Raw genomic sequence first — 18,192 nt, 5'->3', positions numbered from 1 at the left:
CAAGTTTTCGCTCAAGCGTTTCGCAATACGCGATAGCATACTTTTCCTTTTGCCCTGCCTTTCATGACAATGCGCGTCATAGCAAACCAGCGATTTAGCCAGTTGAGCTGGCCTCCCGGAGATATCGACGTGCATCATGCATCCCTGAACAAGAACCTGACGCATCTTCAGCGTCTGGAAGCAGAAGCAATTCATATTTTCCGCGAAGTTGCCGCGACCTTCTCCAACCCGGTTATGCTGTATTCGGTGGGTAAAGATTCCTCTGTCATGCTGCATCTGGCGATGAAGGCGTTTTATCCGGCTCCTCCGCCATTTCCGTTCCTGCATGTCGATACGACCTGGAAGTTCCGCGAGATGATCGAGTTTCGCGATGCGCAGGCCCGCGAAAAGGGCTTTGAGCTGCTGGTTCACATTAATGAAGACGGCGTGCGCGATGGGGTTGGTCCATTCACGCATGGCTCAAACGTCCATACCCATGTTATGAAGACCGTCGGTCTCCGGCAGGCGCTTGATAAATACAAGTTTGATGCCGCCTTTGGCGGTGCGCGTCGCGACGAGGAAAAATCCCGCGCCAAGGAACGCATTTTTTCATTCCGCAATGCTCAGCACGGCTGGGACCCGAAGAACCAGCGCCCGGAAATGTGGAAGGTCTATAATACACGCGTTGCAGCCGGTGAATCGATCCGTGTCTTCCCGCTTTCCAACTGGACCGAACTCGATATCTGGCAGTATATCCTGCAGGAAAATATCCCGATTGTGCCACTCTATTTTGCCGCTCCTCGTCCGGTGGTGGAGCGCGACGGCATGTTGATCAAACTCGATGATGACCGCATGACGTTGCGTCCCGGTGAAAAGGTGGAGGAACGACTGGTGCGCTTCCGCACACTGGGCTGCTACCCGCTGACGGGTGCCATTGAGTCAAGCGCCACAAATCTCTCCGATATTGTCGAAGAAATGCTGATCGCCCGCACCTCCGAGCGGCAGGGCCGTGCCATTGACCGTGATGAAGCGGGCTCGATGGAAAAGAAGAAGCGTGAGGGCTATTTCTGATGAACGCCGTATTGAAGCCCTCTGTAACAAGTGCAGCCGTCAGCGATTTTCTCGCCGATCAGGAACGCAAGACGCTGCTCCGCTTTCTCACCTGCGGTTCGGTCGATGATGGCAAGTCCACGCTGATCGGGCGACTTCTCTATGACACAAAGCTGATCTTTGAGGATCAGCTGGCGACGCTGAAGAACGACAGCCGCAAATTCGGAACCACGGATGACGATTTTGACTTCGCGTTGCTGGTCGATGGTCTAGAAGCCGAACGCGAGCAGGGCATTACTATCGATGTGGCCTATCGCTTCTTCTCAACCCCACGCCGCAAGTTCATCGTGGCCGACACGCCGGGCCATGCGCAATATACGCGCAACATGGCGACAGGTGCTTCGACGGCCGATCTTGCGGTGGTGCTGATCGACGCGCGGCAGGGCGTGCTGACACAGACCCGCCGCCATAGCTTCATCGCTTCGCTGTTGGGCATCCGGCACATTGTCGTGGCCGTCAACAAGATCGATCTGGTTGATTTCTCAAAAGATGCTTTTGATCGTATTGTTGCTGATTATATGAGCTTCGCCAAAGATTTGGGCTTTGCCAGCATTCAAGCAATCCCGCTGTCGGCCCGCTTTGGCGATAATGTCAGTAGCCCCTCATCGCGCATCGGCTGGTATGAAGGCCCCTATCTGCTGGAACATTTGGAAACAGTGCGTCTTGAAGCGGATAGTATCGGCAAACCGTTCCGCTTCCCGGTACAATATGTGAACCGTCCAAACCTCGATTTCCGTGGTTTTGCAGGCACGGTTGCCTCAGGGTCGATTGCTGAAGGCGATACGGTCGTGGTCGCAAAGTCGGGCAAACAATCGAAAGTTAAGCGCATCGCTACCTATGATGGCGACCTGGCCCGCGCAACCGAGGGGCAGGCGGTGACGCTGGTTCTCGAAGACGAGATCGAGGTCTCTCGTGGCAACATGCTGGTGGGTGCAGAGGCGCGCCCGGAAGTGGCGGATCGGTTCAGCGCCAATATTGTATGGTTTGGTGAAGATGCCTTGCAGCCGGGGCGCTCCTATCTGCTGCGCACCGAAACCGACCAGACGCCGGTGACGATCAGCGAGATTAAATATCGCACTGACGTCAATACTTTTGCGCGGGAAGAAGCGACACGGCTCGACCTCAATGAAGTTGGTCTCTGCCATCTTCAGACAGCGGACCAGATCGTTTTCGATCCCTATTCGGACAATCGCGTGACGGGTGCTTTCGTGCTGATTGATCGGCTCACCAATGCAACGGTGGGTGCTGGCATGATCGATCAGGCACTGCGTCAGGCAACGAATGTGCACTTGCAGGCTTTCGATCTCGACAAACAGGCGCGGGCTGCGCAGAAATTCCAGAAGCCGGCTGTGCTTTGGTTCACGGGCCTGTCCGCCTCGGGGAAATCCACCATCGCCAATCGGCTTGAACAGCGGCTTCATGCGCTTGGCAAGCACACCTATCTGCTGGATGGCGATAATGTCCGTCATGGCCTTAACAGTGATCTTGGTTTCTCGGATGAAGACCGTGCCGAGAATATCCGTCGCGTTGGCGAGGTAGCGGGTCTTATGGCCGATGCCGGGCTGATTGCGCTGGTCTCGTTCATTTCGCCGTTCCGTTCCGAACGCGATCGCGTGCGGTCGCGTTTGCCGGAGGGTGAATTCATCGAAATCTTCGTCGATACGCCGATTGAGGAATGCATGGCGCGTGATCCAAAGGGGCTTTATGCGCAGGCTCTACGTGGTGAGATTAAGGCTTTCACAGGCATAGACTCACCCTATGAAGCACCGCTTTCGCCGGAGCTGCATCTCAACACCGCAGGTCGCGACATTGACGAACTCGTCGCGGAAGTGGAAAAGTATCTGGCCGAGCGCGGTATTATCGGCAGCTATGGCAGTGATTCCTGGTCGATTTGAGAAATGACAACAGCAGCCTTCCCTAAAGCCGATCCGAACGGCAAAGCTTTGCTGAGCCTTCTCGAGGATGCAGCCCTTGAGGCTGGTCGCGTCATTATCAAACATTACACGGATGGTTGTGCGGTCCATTCCAAGAAGGATCAATCGCCGGTAACGGAAGCGGATCAGGCGGCAGAAGCGATTATCCTTTCTGCTCTTGCATCGGTTGCACCGGATATTCCGGTGGTGGCCGAGGAAGAAGCGGCCGCAGGCCGTCTGCCTGCACATCTGGGCTGGAAATTCTTTCTGATCGATCCGCTTGATGGTACGCGCGAGTTTCTGCTGCGTAATGGCGATTTCACGGTGAATATCGCACTTATTGAGGATGGAGTGCCGGTGCTGGGCCTTGTCTATGCGCCTGTGCGCAACCTGCTTTATGTGGGGAGCCGTGAGGGTGCACAGGAAGTAGCAACATCTGCCGACCATCAGATTATAAGCAGGCGCCCGATTGCCGCTCGCATTGCACCACCTGAAAAGGTTGTGGTGTGCAGTCGGTCCCATCTGACATCTGAAACCGAGGAGTTCCTGAAACTCAATCATAGTGGCAAATGCGTGTCTGTAGGTTCATCGCTCAAATTTTGCATGATCGCACGTGGGGAGGCGGATCTCTACCCACGCTTTGGCCCGACAATGGAGTGGGATACGGCAGCAGGTGACGCAGTTCTGCGTGCAGCCGGTGGCATGACGACGACTTTCGACGGCAAGCCAATGATCTATGGCGCACGTTCTGACGGAACTGTGAAAGGCTTTGCCAACCCGGATTTCGTTGCGTTCGGTGCTGGGGAAGCGCCTGTTTTTGCGTGAAATAGGGACGCTTTCGCATAGATAAGCCAGCTAAACACACGATCTTACAAAATAGCTTAAAAAAAGCCGCTTGATCCCCTTGCGGCTTGAAAACAGCGGCGCTATAAGCCGCTCACAGCCGGACCACAGAGTCTCGGTTTTGATGGTCACGGAGCGTAGCGCAGCCTGGTAGCGCACCTGATTTGGGATCAGGGGGTCGGAGGTTCGAATCCTCTCGCTCCGACCATTTTCTCCCTTAAAATGATTGCTTAAATGGATTTTTCGAAGACGGACATTCGCATGAATTGGCCGTCATATTCTGCAATTTCGACCAGCCGTTGCCTGTCGAGAATTTCGACCTTGTAAGATCGAAACATCACCAGACCTTCCTCTCGAAGCTCACGCATCATCCGATTAAGGTGAATTGGCGTCAGGCCCAGTGCGTCTGCAAGCTGATACTGGGTCAGTGGGCAATAAAACGAGTCTGCATCACCCATTCCGCATGATTTAACGCGGTCAGACAGCTCCAGCAAAAGATGTGCAGTACGGACAAAAGCACTTCGGCAGCCAATATTTGTCAGATGTTCAATGAGCATGGAGCGTTGTCGTGAAAGCAGCTCAATGAAAATCATGCTCAGGCGCGGGATTTGCCAGATTGTTTCTTCGAGAGATGACAGTGGTATTTCATAAAGCGACATCGGGGTAATCGATTTGATCGTGTTGTAGCTGTAACCGTCGCCGGTTCTCAGTCCCACGAAATCGCACCGCATCGGAAAGTCTATAATTTGACGTTCCCCGCTCGACAGGTCTCGATAAACACAGCCCCATCCCGAACGAACCAGGTGGATACTCCTGATGCTGGCTCCCTGCTCAATAATCACTGCATCGGCGGGATAGCTACTCTCGGAAAGAACGAGAGATTGTAGGGACTGTTTTTCCTGCGCGTTTAATTTGGCCAGAATTGGAGGGGATTCCAATAAACTAACCAGGCCGTCGATCATCAGGGCGGTGGTGTTCTGATTACCACTATGCATTCGCTGCCTATGCCCAACGAAAGTTATAGACTCTATAACCTTCTGTTCCCGAAGTCGTTCTTATGGCGAGTACATTTTTTTATAAAGTGCTAACATAAGTTAATGACACGTTTATTTGATGATAGCAATATTTAGACCAGTGTTCATCGGGATTAGCAATAAAATTCCTAATAAACTAGCGCAGTTTTTGGCATGACTAGTGTTTTGTGTTGAATACAAACCTGAGTAACAGGGGATACTAAGCAATGTTGGAAATGAGAGAACGGTACTCATGGGCATCACCTAGCGGTGTGAGCGATGGATCTGCCATTGTGGCAAATGAACGGATGCAGGGCGGAGAATATGCAGCCGGATTGCCTTTACAGGATGAGCCTCATCTTATGCTTGTCTGTAAAAGCAATCTGGAGCGAGAGTGTATCTTTAACGGGCTCATGATGAATGGGCTTAAACTGCCCGTTGTAAGCTTCGCGTCAGTCGATAGAAACATGCCGCTGAATGGCGCTATTGTTGTGCTCATGCATATCGGTTCCAAACGTTTGGCAGATCCCTTCTTCTCGGATGAAGTGGAAGCGGCAATCAAGGCCTGGGCTCCGATCCCGTTGGTATTGCTGGCAGAGCGGGAGGAGTGGTCGCAGGTTTTGCGCGCGATGGAGATCGGTGCGCGTGGCTATATTCCAACATCAGTCGATATCAAGATCTGCGTTGAAGCCATTCATTTGGCACTTGCGGGTGGGATGTATGTGCCAGCGTCCATGCTGATGAAACCTCCTTCGGAGGACATGAGCGACGATGTACTGGGCGAACTGTTGACCATGCGCGAGATCGAAGTGGTTCATGCGATTCGGGTGGGGAAGTCGAACAAGATCATCGCTTTTGAACTTGGCATGAGCGAAGGCACAGTCAAAGCCCATGTTCATAATATTATGAGAAAGATAGGTGCAGCAAATCGCACCGAAGTCGCCTGTAAGCTTCACAAGATGTACGGCAATAAGTTCAGCGGAGAATAACGTAATCAGCATGCAAATATGTGATTTTTGGGATCTATGAAGCGTCGGACTGACATGATCAGCCGGCGCTTCATAGTTTTCAGGGCGCATAAAATGCACAGCCGGCGGCATATTCAGAAGAAAGGGTAGGGGCAGATTTTCACCTGCCCCTACAGAATGAGAGCGGGTATCCTTTGAGGGGACTCTCATTCTTTTCTGAGCGGAAGGACGCGGCGTAACGGTCTTCCGCTGCTGTCATCTGAGTTGGTTGAATAGTCTGTCGAGCCTTTGGAACGATGGTTTTCGCTCAACAGATATGTGATCCAACTCCATTCAGGGGCGAAGGCTAATGCTGCCGGACGACCCACCAGAGGTGGTGCCAAAGGCGGTGCCCGCTGAGCTGCCACCGAGAAACCCGGTTCCCGACTGCGCCATGGCCGCAGTCTGACCGCCGGAGCCGGAAGTGAAATAGCCCGAACCAATACCGGCGCTTGCGCCGTAATGGCCCATCTTGCCGCCAAGCCCGACGACTGTGCCTTTTCCTTCCGCCCAGCCTGTTGTTGCAGCCTGTCCTGCGGCAGTCGAACCTGCACCAAACGCGAAGCCGCCAGTTACGGCAGAACCTGCGCCACTGGCGCCCCCAAAACTACCATTCCAGTTGACCGTTTGTGCTGCAGCAGGCAAGGCGCCAGCCGCGAGAAGTGCAATAGATGCGATGATGATTTTCTTCACGATGAACTCCTCCTGTTCTGACAAAATCGGGTCAAACCCCTTCTGCCAGGCATATCCCGACGATATACCCCGCTACCCATTCGGTGACGGGTCATTGCATATGAGTAAAAGGCTGTATCGGCGATGTGTGTTCGCGTGGAGCAATCATTGGTTCGTGAATGAGCATCGGTTCAAAAGAGCTTCAAACCGATGCTTTAAGTCGCTCCAGATCTACATAATCGGTCCCGGACAATGCCAGGCCCGGCTATTGCCTTCTGTTGTACGCAGAACGCATCCTTTGGCGCGCAGTTGATCGGAACTCAAGCCAAGTGCCTTTGCCGAGTAAGTACGCTTGCGGCTGGCAATTGGTGGTGATGCCGTCGTTCCGGTTGAGCTTGCGGGGATTGCCGCTGGCTCTTCGTTGGAAACAGACGCCAAAAGCGGTGCCTGCCGTGTTTGCCGTTGTACCGATGCCGAACGGGCTGCAGCGCCCTGTGATGGACAGTAAACGCCCGTCGCATTCAGGGATGCTCTGACTTCCTTGTTGAGGCAGATCAGGTCCAGGGCGGCAGCATTTTGCCCCATTCCGAGAAGTGCTGCCGCATAGGCCCGCCGGTTGCATTCACGCATTTCATATGTTGTGCCAAAGCCCAGGCCCCAGCCTGTTGCGCCGACGCCGGCACTTGTTGAGCCTGCGCAGGAATGTACACCCGCTGCAACAAGTCCCGGCGCAAAGGCAGGTACCGTCGTTTTAATCTTACTTGGCGAGTCGGAGCCGCCTCCAACGGCGATGGCGGTAGCACCGGCCTGCGATGACGAGTTTGTATTGTTGTCCACATTCACAGTTTGAGCGAACGCACCCCCTCCGAAGAGGATAAATGCGCCAGATAAGCAAAGGATACCCAGTTTAGACATAGCCAACCCCTTCGACTTTTATTTCATTTCACATGCTTTGATTATGATAAGGGCGCCATTATCATTTATTTTGTTATTGCCATTTTGCGTGCAAAAAGGATTATTTCTATATTATTGAAAAATAAGATTCTTGAAATATAAATATTGCATGACGTTTTACGTACAATGTGTAAGGTTTTTGTTGTTGATAATCTATATTGTTATCGTTTGTATATTTCGATCTTTGAAACCATTTCCTTAGTTTTGCTTCTAAACCAAAGTTTATGGCATCTTGCTCAAGTTGAACACTCTCGGGCGTTAAATGTGAGATGGTGCAGCGCGCAATCCGGAAACTATGATGAAAATTGCTACATTGGATCAGTGCTTCTGGCTGTTTTGTCATCAAGCGGTTGCTTTCTCTTGCAAAACAGCGAAATTACGAAATTGTTGTTAGAATAATTCCATTGCCGGGAACAAAATGCAGCTTACCCCTCGTCACAACGCAATTCTGGATATCGCCCGCCGACAGGGGCAGGTTCTCGTCGATGATCTTGCGAGCGCGTTCGATGTAACGCCGCAGACTGTGCGCAAGGATCTCAACGATCTTTGCAAGGCGCGTCTGTTGCGCCGTATTCATGGCGGGGCGCTCTATCCGTCCGGTGTCGAAAACATGGAATATGAGGCGCGCCGCCGCATTGCTGCGCATGAAAAGGAACTAATCGGTCGGGCCGCGGCTGAAATGATCCCTGACGGTGCATCGCTGTTCATCAATATAGGCACGACAACTGAGGCCGTCAGTCATGCCCTTATCGACCATAACAACCTCATGGTCATCACCAACAACATCAATGTCGCCAATACCTTACGTGTCTATCCGGAAATCGAGGTCGTCATCGCTGGCGGTGTGGTACGCGCATCCGATGGCGGTATCGTGGGTGAAGCTGCCGTCGATTTCATCCGGCAGTTCAAGGTCGATTACGCAATCATCGGCGCATCGGCGATGGATGAGGATGGTGCGCTGCTCGATTTCGATTTCCGCGAAGTGAAAGTGGCACAGGCGATCATCGCCAATGCGCGCCACGTCATTCTCGTTACCGACTCAACCAAACTTGAACGGACCGCTCCTGTCCGCCTTGGCCATATCTCGCAGGTTCATACCTTTATTACCGACCGCTGCCCATCGCAGCAATTGCGTGAATTATGCCGCGAAAACGAGGTCGAACTGATTGAGACGGCTGAGGACGAACCGAACGAAAAGAAAGAATCATAGTTTCGTTTCATTTTCGTTTCACTTTCGTATGAAATGATTTATATTCGCTTTGGTGGTTGGAGAGGTCTTCAGGTTTAGCCATGGCGCAGCATAAAATTTTTGATATTTTCGTAATCGGTGGCGGCATCAATGGATGCGGCATTGCAAGAGACGCGGTTGGCCGTGGCTTTTCGGTCGGTCTTGCCGAGATGAACGATCTGGCAAGCGGCACCTCGTCGCGTGCCACCAAGCTTATACATGGCGGATTGCGTTATCTGGAGCATTACGAATTTCGTCTGGTGCGCGAAGCGCTGATGGAACGCGAGGTACTTTGGGCCAATGCCCCGCATCTGATTCATCCGATGCGCTTTGTGCTTCCCTTTCACAAAGGTGGCGTGCGCCCTGCCTGGCTGCTGCGTCTTGGCTTGTTCCTTTATGACCACCTCGGTGGCCGCAAGAAACTGCCAGCCACGCGCACGCTTGATATGCGTACCGATCCCTCGAGCGCACCGCTCAAGCCACTTTTTACAAAGGCTTTCGAGTATTCGGATTGCTGGGTGGACGATGCGCGCTTTACTGCGCTGACGGCGCGCGATGCTGCTGATCGTGGCGCGATGATCCGCACCCGCACCAAGGTTATCTCTGCCCGCCGTGACCATGAAGCATGGACGGTAACGCTCGAAAACGTCGATACAGGTCTGCGCGAAGAGTTTCGCTCGCGTCTCCTGGTCAATGCAGCCGGCCCATGGGCTGATAAGGTGCTGGAAGGTGTCGAAGGCGATCGTCAGCTACATAATGTGCGTCTGGTGCAAGGCAGCCATATCGTGGTGCGCAAAAAGTTCTCCGATCCGCGCTCCTATTTCTTCCAGAACAATGACGGGCGCATCATCTTCGCTATTCCTTACGAAGATGATTTTACGCTGATTGGCACCACCGACCAGGATTATAAGGGTGATCCCGCCAAGGTTGCGATCAGCGACAAGGAAACCGATTATCTCTGCGCTGCGGCAAGCGAATATTTCCGCGAGCCGGTGCGGATTGAAGATATTGTCTGGACCTATTCCGGCGTGCGTCCGCTTTATGATGACGGTGCAAGCAAGGCGCAGGAAGCAACCCGCGATTATGTGCTTAAAGAAGATGCGCCGCAGGGAGCTGCACCGCTCATCAATGTGTTTGGTGGTAAGCTGACCACCGCGCGCAGGCTGGCCGAGCATATGCTTGAGAAGATCGAGCATCATCTTGGCAAGAAAGGTGCTCCTTGGACCCATGCCGCGTCTCTGCCAGGTGGTGATTTTGAGGCAACGGCTTTTGACCGGGAACTGGAAAAGCTGAAAGCTGATTATCCGTTCTTGCCACACCTCCATGCCCGTCGCCTGTTCAAGCTCTATGGAACACGCGCACGCATTTTGCTGGGTAAATCCAAATGTTTGGAAGAGCTTGGACGACATTTGGGCAGCGATCTTTATGAGGTGGAAGTGCGCTATCTTATGGAGCATGAATGGGCACATACGGCAGAAGATATTCTCTGGCGCCGCACCAAGCTCGGCCTGCGCATGAATGCGATTGAAGTCTCTTCGCTTGAGACTTTCGTCCAACCTGCCAAAGTCGCGTAACGGCTCGCTTGCAACCGGTCCGATAAAAAGTCATTATCTTTCCAGTGGGCCGTTTCCAGCCTTTCTGGGAGGAAAACATGGGTGCGCCGCAAGACCGGATACACGCAGAACGTATCCATTCCGAGATTGAGACGGGAGGAGCCGCCCGCTCAGCGCTGGTTGCTTCATGGCGCCGTTCTGCGCGTCTTTATGGACTTGATCCCGCAGAAACAGGCTCCGTTCAAACGCTCTCTGATCATGAACTGCGAACCGCACGCCAGCGTATGGAACGGGTGATTAGCATTGCACAAGCCAGCATGGATCGCCTCTATATGGCGGTTGGGGGTGTTGGTTGTTGCGTGCTTTTGGCCGACAGCGAAGGCGTACCAGTCGAGCGTCGGGGGGCAGCAGGTGATGACGACACGTTTTACGATTGGGGTCTGTGGACGGGTGCCGTATGGAGCGAAGCGGTTGAAGGCACCAATGGCATCGGCACCTGCATTGCCGAGCAACGTGCGCTGACCATCCATCGCGACCAGCATTTTCATACACGCAATATTGGGCTTTCCTGCACAGTCGCGCCCATTCATGACCATCAGGGCCGCTTGATGGCGGCACTCGATGTCTCGTCTTGCCGCAGCGATCTGACCGAGGCCTTTGTACAGCTGATTTCGGTCGCGGTGATTGATGCCGCGCGCCGCATTGAGGCTGAGAATTTCCGGCAGGCATTTCCTGATGCGCGTATCGTATTGGCACCAAGTGCCGACCGTACCGGCGGAGCGCTGATTGCTGTCGACAAGGACGACCTTGTGATCGGTGCCACGCGTGCCGCACGCCTTTCGCTCGATCTGACTGATGAAGCACTTCTGACAGCCTTGCCTGCGGCTGATCTTCTCGGCTGGAACGCTGATCCGCGCGAGGATATGGCGGAGTCCGAGAGAGGCGTTATTCTGCGCGCCATTGCGCGCGTGGACGGCAATGTTTCGTCCGCTGCCAAGCTGCTGGGCATCAGCCGGGCCACGCTCCACCGCAAGCTCAACCGCCTCAAGATCATCCGGCCTAATTAAATATATCTCCCGAATTAGGGGCTAATTTTTGGGAAAAGACACGCGCTGCAAGCGGGCTTAAACTGGGTGGCGCGATAAAATCTGAATTCGGTTTTGCAAACTGTCTCATTATTGAGACACATTGATACTGCATACTATAAAGCGCTGGATGACTCCTCCCAAGAGCCGCGCCAAATTATGTTTGAAACGCCGTAGGAGCGGCGTTGTCTTTGGGAGGAATGTCATGAACAAAGTTGAATTTCATCGCTCCGTAAAGCCGGAGTTTGCCAAACGTTATGGCAATTTCATTGGCGGCAAATGGGTTGAACCTAAGTCTGGCCGCTATTTCGACAACACATCGCCGGTCAATGGTCAGGTGCTTTGCGAAGTCGCGCGTTCCGATGCGGCTGATGTCGATGCAGCACTTGATGCAGCCCATGCAGCGAAAGAAGCATGGGGCAAAACCAGCCCGGCAGAACGCGCTGTGATCCTCAACAAGATCGCAGACCGCATTGAAGAAAACCTGCCAAAGCTTGCTGCTGCTGAAACATGGGACAATGGCAAGCCAATCCGCGAAACAACTCATGCCGACCTGCCGCTGGCAATCGACCATTTCCGCTACTTTGCGGGTGCAATCCGCGCACAGGAAGGTGGCATTTCCGAAATCGATCACGACACGGTTGCCTATCACTTCCACGAGCCACTTGGCGTTGTTGGCCAGATCATCCCTTGGAACTTCCCGCTGCTGATGGCTGTGTGGAAGCTGGCACCAGCACTTGCCGCTGGTAACTGCGTGGTGCTGAAGCCTGCAGAACAGACACCTGCTTCCATTCTTGTTCTGATGGAAGTGATTGGCGATCTTTTGCCAGCAGGCGTCATCAACGTGGTCAATGGCTTTGGTCTTGAAGCAGGCAAGCCGCTGGCATCGAGCCCGCGCATTGCCAAGATCGCCTTTACCGGTGAAACGACGACGGGTCGTCTCATTATGCAATATGCCAGCCAGAACCTTATTCCAGTCACGCTGGAACTGGGCGGCAAGTCGCCAAATATCTTCTTCTCCGATGTGACGGCCGAAGATGACGATTTCTTCGACAAGGCTATCGAAGGCTTCGTCATGTTTGCGCTTAATCAGGGCGAAGTCTGTACCTGCCCGAGCCGTGCACTGGTCCATGAAAAGATCTACGACAAGTTCATGGAACGCGCATTGAAGCGCGTTGAGGCTATCGTTCAGGGCGATCCGCTTGATCCGGCAACCATGATCGGTGCGCAGGCATCCAGCGAGCAGCTCGAAAAAATTCTGAGCTATATCGATATCGGCAAGCAGGAAGGCGCGGAAGTGCTGACGGGCGGTGGGCGCAATGAGCTGGCCGGTGATCTGGCAGGTGGCTATTACGTCAAGCCGACAGTGTTCAAGGGCACCAACAAGATGCGGATTTTCCAGGAGGAAATCTTTGGTCCTGTTGTTTCGGTTACGACGTTTAAGGACGATGCCGAAGCGCTCTCGATTGCCAATGACACGCTTTATGGTCTGGGTGCCGGTGTGTGGACGCGTGACGGCACGCGCGCCTACCGCTTCGGTCGCGCCATTCAGGCCGGTCGTGTCTGGACCAATTGCTACCACGCCTATCCGGCCCATGCGGCGTTCGGTGGCTATAAGCAGTCGGGTATCGGTCGTGAAAACCACCTCAAGATGCTCGACCATTACCAGCAGACCAAGAACATGCTGGTGAGCTACAGCCCGAAGAAGCTCGGCTTCTTCTAAAAAACAGGGTGGTCCGTGGCTTTCGAGCCTCGGACTGCCGCTTTCCTTGCAGTTTCATCGATACAGTACGACCTCCATCGCACTTCCGATCAGAGGTCGTTCCCCCGCTGTTTCCTCCCAGGAAAGGGTCGGGTCGGCAGGACTTCGCGCCTGCCAATCCGGCCCATTACAGCGCATCCCAAAAAGTGCGAAGCGGTTTTTTGGGTAAGATGCGCGCAGGAAAAGTGCCGCATCCCAAAAAGTGCGAAGCGGTTTTTGGGTAAGATGCGCGTAAAACAGAAGGATGTTTTCGTAATGGCTAAAACAATGAAGGCTGCCGTGGTTCGCGAATTCGGCAAACCACTGACCATCGACGAAGTGCCTGTCCCAGTGCCCGGCGATGGCCAGATTCAGGTAGCAATTCAGGCTTCTGGCGTATGTCACACCGATCTCCACGCCGCCGAAGGCGACTGGCCGGTAAAACCCAATCCTCCATTCATCCCGGGTCACGAAGGCGTCGGTTTCGTTTCGGCAGTCGGTCGCGGCGTCAAGCATGTGAAAGAAGGCGACCGCGTTGGCATTCCTTGGCTCTACACGGCTTGCGGTCATTGCGTGCATTGCCTTGGTGGTTGGGAAACGCTTTGCGAAGAGCAGCAGAACACCGGCTATTCGGTGAATGGCGGCTTTGCCGATTTTGTAGTGGCTGATCCGAATTTCGTTGGCCACCTGCCAAAAAACATCGAGTTCAATGAAATTGCGCCCGTCCTTTGCGCAGGTGTGACGGTCTATAAGGGACTTAAGGTCACGGACACCAAACCGGGTGACTGGGTGGTGATTTCCGGCATCGGCGGCCTCGGTCATATGGCTGTGCAATATGCCAAGGCCATGGGGCTGAATGTTGCTGCCGTCGATATTGACGACAAGAAACTCGATCTCGCCCGCAAGCTTGGTGCGACAGTCACGGTCAATGCCAAGACGCATAATGATCCGGCAGCCTATATCAAGAAGGAAACTGACGGTGGCGCGCAGGGCGTGCTGGTGACGGCTGTGTCGCCGAAAGCCTTTGAACAGGCGATCGGCATGGCAGCACGCGGCGGGACGATTGCGCTGAACGGTCTTCCGGCTGGCGAGTTTCCGCTGTCGATCTTCAACATGGTGCTGAACGGCGTGACCGTGCGCGGTTCGATTGTCGGCACGCGTCTTGATCTGCAGGAGTCTCTTGATTTCGCAGCGGACGGCAAAGTTAAAGCAACGATCCGCACCGACAAGATCGACAATATCAATGCTATCTTTGACGAAATGCGCGCAGGCCAGATCGAAGGCCGTGTCGTGATGGACCTGACGCAGTAATCGGTCCATACTATTATTAGAGCCGCCGTAGTGATGCGGCGGCTGTTGCGATGGGAGGAGGAACCATGCCGCAAGTCGCTCAACAAGAGCAGGTTACTGCTACCGATGCAGCGCTGGAGCTGATCGCAGAATTGCAGGACGAGTACGGCCCGATCATGTTTCACCAGTCTGGCGGCTGCTGTGATGGCTCATCGCCGATGTGCTATCCGCAGGGAGATCTGCTGCTTTCTGATGCGGATGTGAAGCTGGGTGAAATCGGCGGTGCACCGTTCTATATCAGCGGTTCTCAGTATGAGGCCTGGAAACACACGGAACTCATCATTGATGTCGTGCCGGGGCGCGGCGGTATGTTCTCGCTCGATAATGGCCGCGAGAAGCGCTTTCTCACCCGTTCCAAGATATGTTCCATTTGAAGCATGTTTCCCAAAAGTGGATGCCGGTTTTGGGGATAAAGATAAGCGTAAGAACAATAGCTAAAGCACATCGCGCTTTAGAGCTTTGCGCTTTAGAGCAAAGCAGCTAGTAAATTATGCATATCACTGGGGAGAGAGTGCATAACGGCCATGGCCGCATCCAATAAGAGAGCGACGATCCATGATGTGGCGCGCCTGGCGGGCGTGTCGATCAAGACAGTTTCACGCGTTTACAATGACGAGCCGAATGTCCGCGATACGATCCGTGAGCGGGTGAAAGAGGCGGGTGCTGAATTACGCTATCGCCCCAATGCCGCGGCGCGCAATCTGGTCGAGCGCCGCTCGCATCTCATCGGATTATTCTTTGAAAATCCAAGCCACAGCTATGTCACGGAATTGCAGGTTGGGGCGCTGGATCGTCTGCGAGGCACGCGTTATCGACTGCTGATATTTCCAGTCGAGAACCGTGCGGATATTCGCGGATCGCTGATCGAAACGGCCCATGCTTCCGGCCTTGATGGCATTATCGTAACACCGCCCATGTCGGATGATCCCGAGATTCTGCAGGAGCTGATTGCGTCAGCCATGCCTTTTGCGCGTGTGGCGGGTGATTTCAATGTGCATCCGACTGACAGCGTTGCCATTGATGATGAGGCGGCCACGCTCGATCTGATGAAGTATCTGCTCGATATGGGGCATCGCCGGATTGCGATTGTGATCGGCGATCTGACCCACCGCTCGGCGCAGCAGCGTCTGGCAGGCTATCGCCGTATGCTTGATGAAGCGGGGATTGATCACAATCCCGATTATGAATTTGAAGGCGGCTTCAGCTTTTCAAGCGGTCTGGCTGCAGGCAGAAAACTGCTATCGCTGCAAAACAGGCCGACTGCCATTTTTGCGTCGAATGACGACATGGCGGCTGCTGTTCTGCAGATTGCCTATGATTACAAGATTGATGTGCCGGCCGAACTAACGGTTGTTGGCTTCGATGACAGTGCGATTGCCAGCATGGTGTCGCCACAGATTACGACGGTGCGTCAGCCAATCCGCGAAATGACGCGTGATGCCGTGGATATGCTGCTCCACCAGATTGATACCAACAACACATCGCCGTCGCGCCATATCGAATATAAACTGATTATCCGCCAGTCTTCGGGCAAGGTGTCTTCGGGCAAGGTGGCGGAATAAAGCATGTCTCCCAAAAGCGGGAACCCTGTTTTGAGTTAAAGACATACGTAAAAACATAAGTTTAAAACGGGGCCGGTATTTCCGGCCCCGTTTTATTTCTTACGATGGAAGAACGTCTTCCAGTCCTTTGGTCAGTTCCAAGGCCTGACGTTCAAACATGCGGCGATAGATGCCGCCCGGTTTGCGGATGAGCGCATCGTGATCACCTTCTTCAAGGATTTTGCCCTTGTCGAAGACCAGCAAGCGGTCAAGCGCGCGAACCGTTGAAAGCCGGTGTGCGATGACAAGCGTTGTACGACCGATCATCAGCCGTTCCATCGCCTGCTGGATCAGCACTTCCGATTCTGAATCAAGGCTCGATGTTGCCTCGTCAAGAATAAGAATTGGTGCATCAGCCAGAAATGCCCGGGCAATCGCCACACGCTGACGTTCACCACCCGAAAGCTTCACACCGCGTTCACCAACGAGCGTTGCATAACCCTTCGGCAGACGCATGATGAAGTCATGCGCACTGGCAAGCATGGCTGCATGTTCGATCTCTGCCTGTGTCGCACCGGGGCGAGCATAGGCGATGTTTTCGGCCAGCGTCCGGTGAAACAGGATTGGTTCCTGCTGCACGATAGCAATCTGCGATCTGAGCGAAGCCTGTGTGACTTCGGCAATGTTCTGTCCATCAATCTTGATGGCGCCGCCACTCACATCGTAGAGACGCTGGATGAGCTTGATGAAAGTCGTCTTGCCCGAACCCGAATGACCGACCAGACCAACCCGTTCACCGGCTTCAATCCTGACCGAGAAGTCGCGATAGAGAGCCGTGTCGTGACTGCCATAATGGAAGGTGACGTTCTCAAACGTGATCTCGCCATTTCCGATCTTGATCGCCTTCGCACCTTGCCTGTCGGCAATGCCGTAAGGCTCGGCCTCAATCTGAACCAGCTCCTCCATATCGTTGACCGAACGCTGCAGGTTGCGGATATGCATACCCACATCACGCAGATAGCCCTGCAACATGAAGAATGCCGTCAGAACGAAGGTGATATCACCCGCCGTTGCCTTGCCCTGACTCCAGAGGTAGAGCGCAAAAGCAATGACCACGCCGCGCATCACCAGCAGGTTTACACCCTGAATGAAGCCGTTCAGCGTGCCGATCAGCCATGTGCGGCGCGTACGCGAGCGCCACTTGGTGACGACCTTGGCAAGACGTCCATCTTCACGACCTTCCGCACCGAATGCCTTGACAACAGCGTTGCACGAAATGGCATCGGCCAAAGCGCCGCCCATACGTGTGTCCCAGCTGTTGGCAAGCGTTGCAGCGGGCGCAACAAAGCCCAGCGAAATCACAATCGTACAGACGATGAAAAGCACCGAGCCGATTGCAACCAGCAGGCCCATCATCGGCCAGTACCATGCGAGAAGTGCTACTGAGCCGAAAAGCATGAGGATAGACGGCAATAACGCAATCAGCAGCGTGTCATTGAGCAGGTCAAGCGCCCACATGCCGCGCGAAACCTTACGCACGGTCGATCCGGCAAAAGCATTTGCATGCCAGTCGGTCGAAAACCGCTGTAGCTTGCGAAACGAACTGGCTGCCATGTCACTCATGATCTTCAGCGTGAAGTCGGTGATGACATAGAAGGTCAGCTGACGCGTAATCAGCGCCAGTGCGCCCAGCGCAAGCAGGATAATCAGCGCGTGAATGGCAGCATCCCATGCGCCATCCTGACCGATCGAAAGCGCATCGACCAGCCGCCCTGAATAGAGTGGTGTGAGGACGTCTGCGGCCGTTGCAAGCAGCATGCTGATAATAATCAGCGTCAGCCGCAGAGGCTGACTTCGCCAGTGGCTGAAGGTGTAGCCGAGGACATTGCGGAAAGCAGGTCCCCGGAAATTGATACGAAACCGAGTCATATGAATAATACCAGGCCGCGCGAAGACGGATTCTGGTTCCTTTAAAATCATTTTCATTAAAAGCACGAAGCGGTTTTGCGTCGAACGATGTTTGAAAACGAAGACAAAACAAACAGCTGCTGAGAGCTGCGGCAAATTTGGAAGTTGTTAGGAATATGCCCTTTTAGGGAGGGCGATCAGGCCTTAGCCTGCAACACGGGCCAAAGACCTAAAGCTTGGATGCGCCCGCGTTAACACCGGGCACCGACGGAAATGGATAGACACGCATCTCATA

At 53.9% G+C, this 18,192-nt stretch carries 15 protein-coding genes and 1 tRNA gene; 12 read left to right on the top strand and 4 right to left on the bottom strand.

Annotated elements, in window-relative coordinates:
* Nucleotides 1-129: 129 nt before the first annotated feature.
* The 4 genes from cysD (at nucleotide 130) to RT142_RS03575 (ending at nucleotide 4,053) form a co-directional block, all read left to right on the top strand.
* Complete coding sequence (cysD, locus tag RT142_RS03590) at nucleotides 130-1,050, top strand: sulfate adenylyltransferase subunit CysD (RefSeq protein WP_105518093.1); 921 nt, start codon at nucleotides 130-132, stop codon at nucleotides 1,048-1,050.
* On the top strand, nucleotides 1,050-2,984 hold the full coding sequence (cysN, locus tag RT142_RS03585) for a sulfate adenylyltransferase subunit CysN (RefSeq protein ID WP_313027411.1): 1,935 nt from the start codon (nucleotides 1,050-1,052) through the stop codon (nucleotides 2,982-2,984). The genes cysD and cysN overlap by 1 nt, the downstream gene beginning before the upstream one ends.
* A gap of 3 nt (nucleotides 2,985-2,987) precedes the next feature.
* Nucleotides 2,988-3,827, top strand: a complete 840-nt coding sequence (gene cysQ / locus RT142_RS03580) for a 3'(2'),5'-bisphosphate nucleotidase CysQ (RefSeq protein ID WP_313027409.1) — start codon at nucleotides 2,988-2,990, stop codon at nucleotides 3,825-3,827.
* A gap of 149 nt (nucleotides 3,828-3,976) precedes the next feature.
* Nucleotides 3,977-4,053 (top strand) — tRNA-Pro (locus RT142_RS03575).
* 22 nt (nucleotides 4,054-4,075) lie between these two features.
* Here the strand turns inward: RT142_RS03575 and RT142_RS03570 are convergent.
* Nucleotides 4,076-4,840, bottom strand: a complete 765-nt coding sequence (locus RT142_RS03570) for a Crp/Fnr family transcriptional regulator (protein ID WP_039859451.1) — start codon at nucleotides 4,838-4,840, stop codon at nucleotides 4,076-4,078.
* A gap of 245 nt (nucleotides 4,841-5,085) precedes the next feature.
* On the opposite strand from RT142_RS03570, the gene RT142_RS03565 reads away from it, so the two are divergent.
* Nucleotides 5,086-5,847: a helix-turn-helix transcriptional regulator gene (locus tag RT142_RS03565; protein ID WP_079211432.1), complete on the top strand. Its 762-nt coding sequence runs from the start codon at nucleotides 5,086-5,088 to the stop codon at nucleotides 5,845-5,847.
* A gap of 312 nt (nucleotides 5,848-6,159) precedes the next feature.
* Here RT142_RS03565 and RT142_RS03560 read toward each other — a convergent pair whose 3' ends face one another.
* Both RT142_RS03560 and RT142_RS03555 read right to left on the bottom strand, forming a co-directional pair.
* On the bottom strand, nucleotides 6,160-6,558 hold the full coding sequence (locus tag RT142_RS03560; protein WP_113158855.1) for a hypothetical protein: 399 nt from the start codon (nucleotides 6,556-6,558) through the stop codon (nucleotides 6,160-6,162).
* A 210-nt stretch (nucleotides 6,559-6,768) separates the two neighbouring features.
* On the bottom strand, nucleotides 6,769-7,452 hold the full coding sequence (locus tag RT142_RS03555) for a hypothetical protein (RefSeq protein WP_146112669.1): 684 nt from the start codon (nucleotides 7,450-7,452) through the stop codon (nucleotides 6,769-6,771).
* A gap of 457 nt (nucleotides 7,453-7,909) precedes the next feature.
* Here RT142_RS03555 and RT142_RS03550 point away from each other — a divergent pair, with 457 nt between their 5' ends.
* The 7 genes from RT142_RS03550 (at nucleotide 7,910) to RT142_RS03520 (ending at nucleotide 16,010) form a co-directional block, all read left to right on the top strand.
* A complete protein-coding gene (locus RT142_RS03550) occupies nucleotides 7,910-8,701 on the top strand; it encodes a DeoR/GlpR family DNA-binding transcription regulator (protein ID WP_007873360.1) in 792 nt (263 codons plus the stop codon).
* 80 nt (nucleotides 8,702-8,781) lie between these two features.
* Nucleotides 8,782-10,293 carry a glycerol-3-phosphate dehydrogenase gene (glpD, locus tag RT142_RS03545; RefSeq protein WP_112804634.1) on the top strand — a complete coding sequence of 504 codons (1,512 nt, stop codon included), beginning with the start codon at nucleotides 8,782-8,784 and terminating at the stop codon, nucleotides 10,291-10,293.
* 77 nt (nucleotides 10,294-10,370) lie between these two features.
* The gene (locus RT142_RS03540) at nucleotides 10,371-11,339 is read left to right on the top strand and encodes a GAF domain-containing protein (protein WP_112804635.1); all 969 of its coding nucleotides are present in this window, start codon (nucleotides 10,371-10,373) and stop codon (nucleotides 11,337-11,339) included.
* Between the two features lie 223 nt (nucleotides 11,340-11,562).
* Nucleotides 11,563-13,080: an aldehyde dehydrogenase gene (gene adh / locus RT142_RS03535; protein WP_064320092.1), complete on the top strand. Its 1,518-nt coding sequence runs from the start codon at nucleotides 11,563-11,565 to the stop codon at nucleotides 13,078-13,080.
* Nucleotides 13,081-13,374: 294 nt separating this feature from the next.
* Nucleotides 13,375-14,409 (top strand): alcohol dehydrogenase AdhP, encoded by a 1,035-nt coding sequence (gene adhP / locus RT142_RS03530; RefSeq protein WP_313027401.1) that lies wholly within the window; start codon nucleotides 13,375-13,377, stop codon nucleotides 14,407-14,409.
* A 65-nt stretch (nucleotides 14,410-14,474) separates the two neighbouring features.
* Nucleotides 14,475-14,822 (top strand): DUF779 domain-containing protein, encoded by a 348-nt coding sequence (locus tag RT142_RS03525; protein WP_007873367.1) that lies wholly within the window; start codon nucleotides 14,475-14,477, stop codon nucleotides 14,820-14,822.
* 150 nt (nucleotides 14,823-14,972) lie between these two features.
* On the top strand, nucleotides 14,973-16,010 hold the full coding sequence (locus tag RT142_RS03520; RefSeq protein ID WP_112804636.1) for a LacI family DNA-binding transcriptional regulator: 1,038 nt from the start codon (nucleotides 14,973-14,975) through the stop codon (nucleotides 16,008-16,010).
* A gap of 99 nt (nucleotides 16,011-16,109) precedes the next feature.
* Here RT142_RS03520 and RT142_RS03515 read toward each other — a convergent pair whose 3' ends face one another.
* Complete coding sequence (locus RT142_RS03515; RefSeq protein WP_207441593.1) at nucleotides 16,110-17,918, bottom strand: ABC transporter ATP-binding protein; 1,809 nt, start codon at nucleotides 17,916-17,918, stop codon at nucleotides 16,110-16,112.
* Between the last annotated feature and the right edge of the window lie 274 nt (nucleotides 17,919-18,192).

The sequence above is a fragment of the Brucella sp. genome, assembly GCF_032066345.1.
GTDB lineage: Bacteria > Pseudomonadota > Alphaproteobacteria > Rhizobiales > Rhizobiaceae > Brucella > Brucella pseudogrignonensis.
Note: the sequence above shows the minus strand (reverse complement) of the source record. Positions and strands in the feature narration are given on the sequence as shown.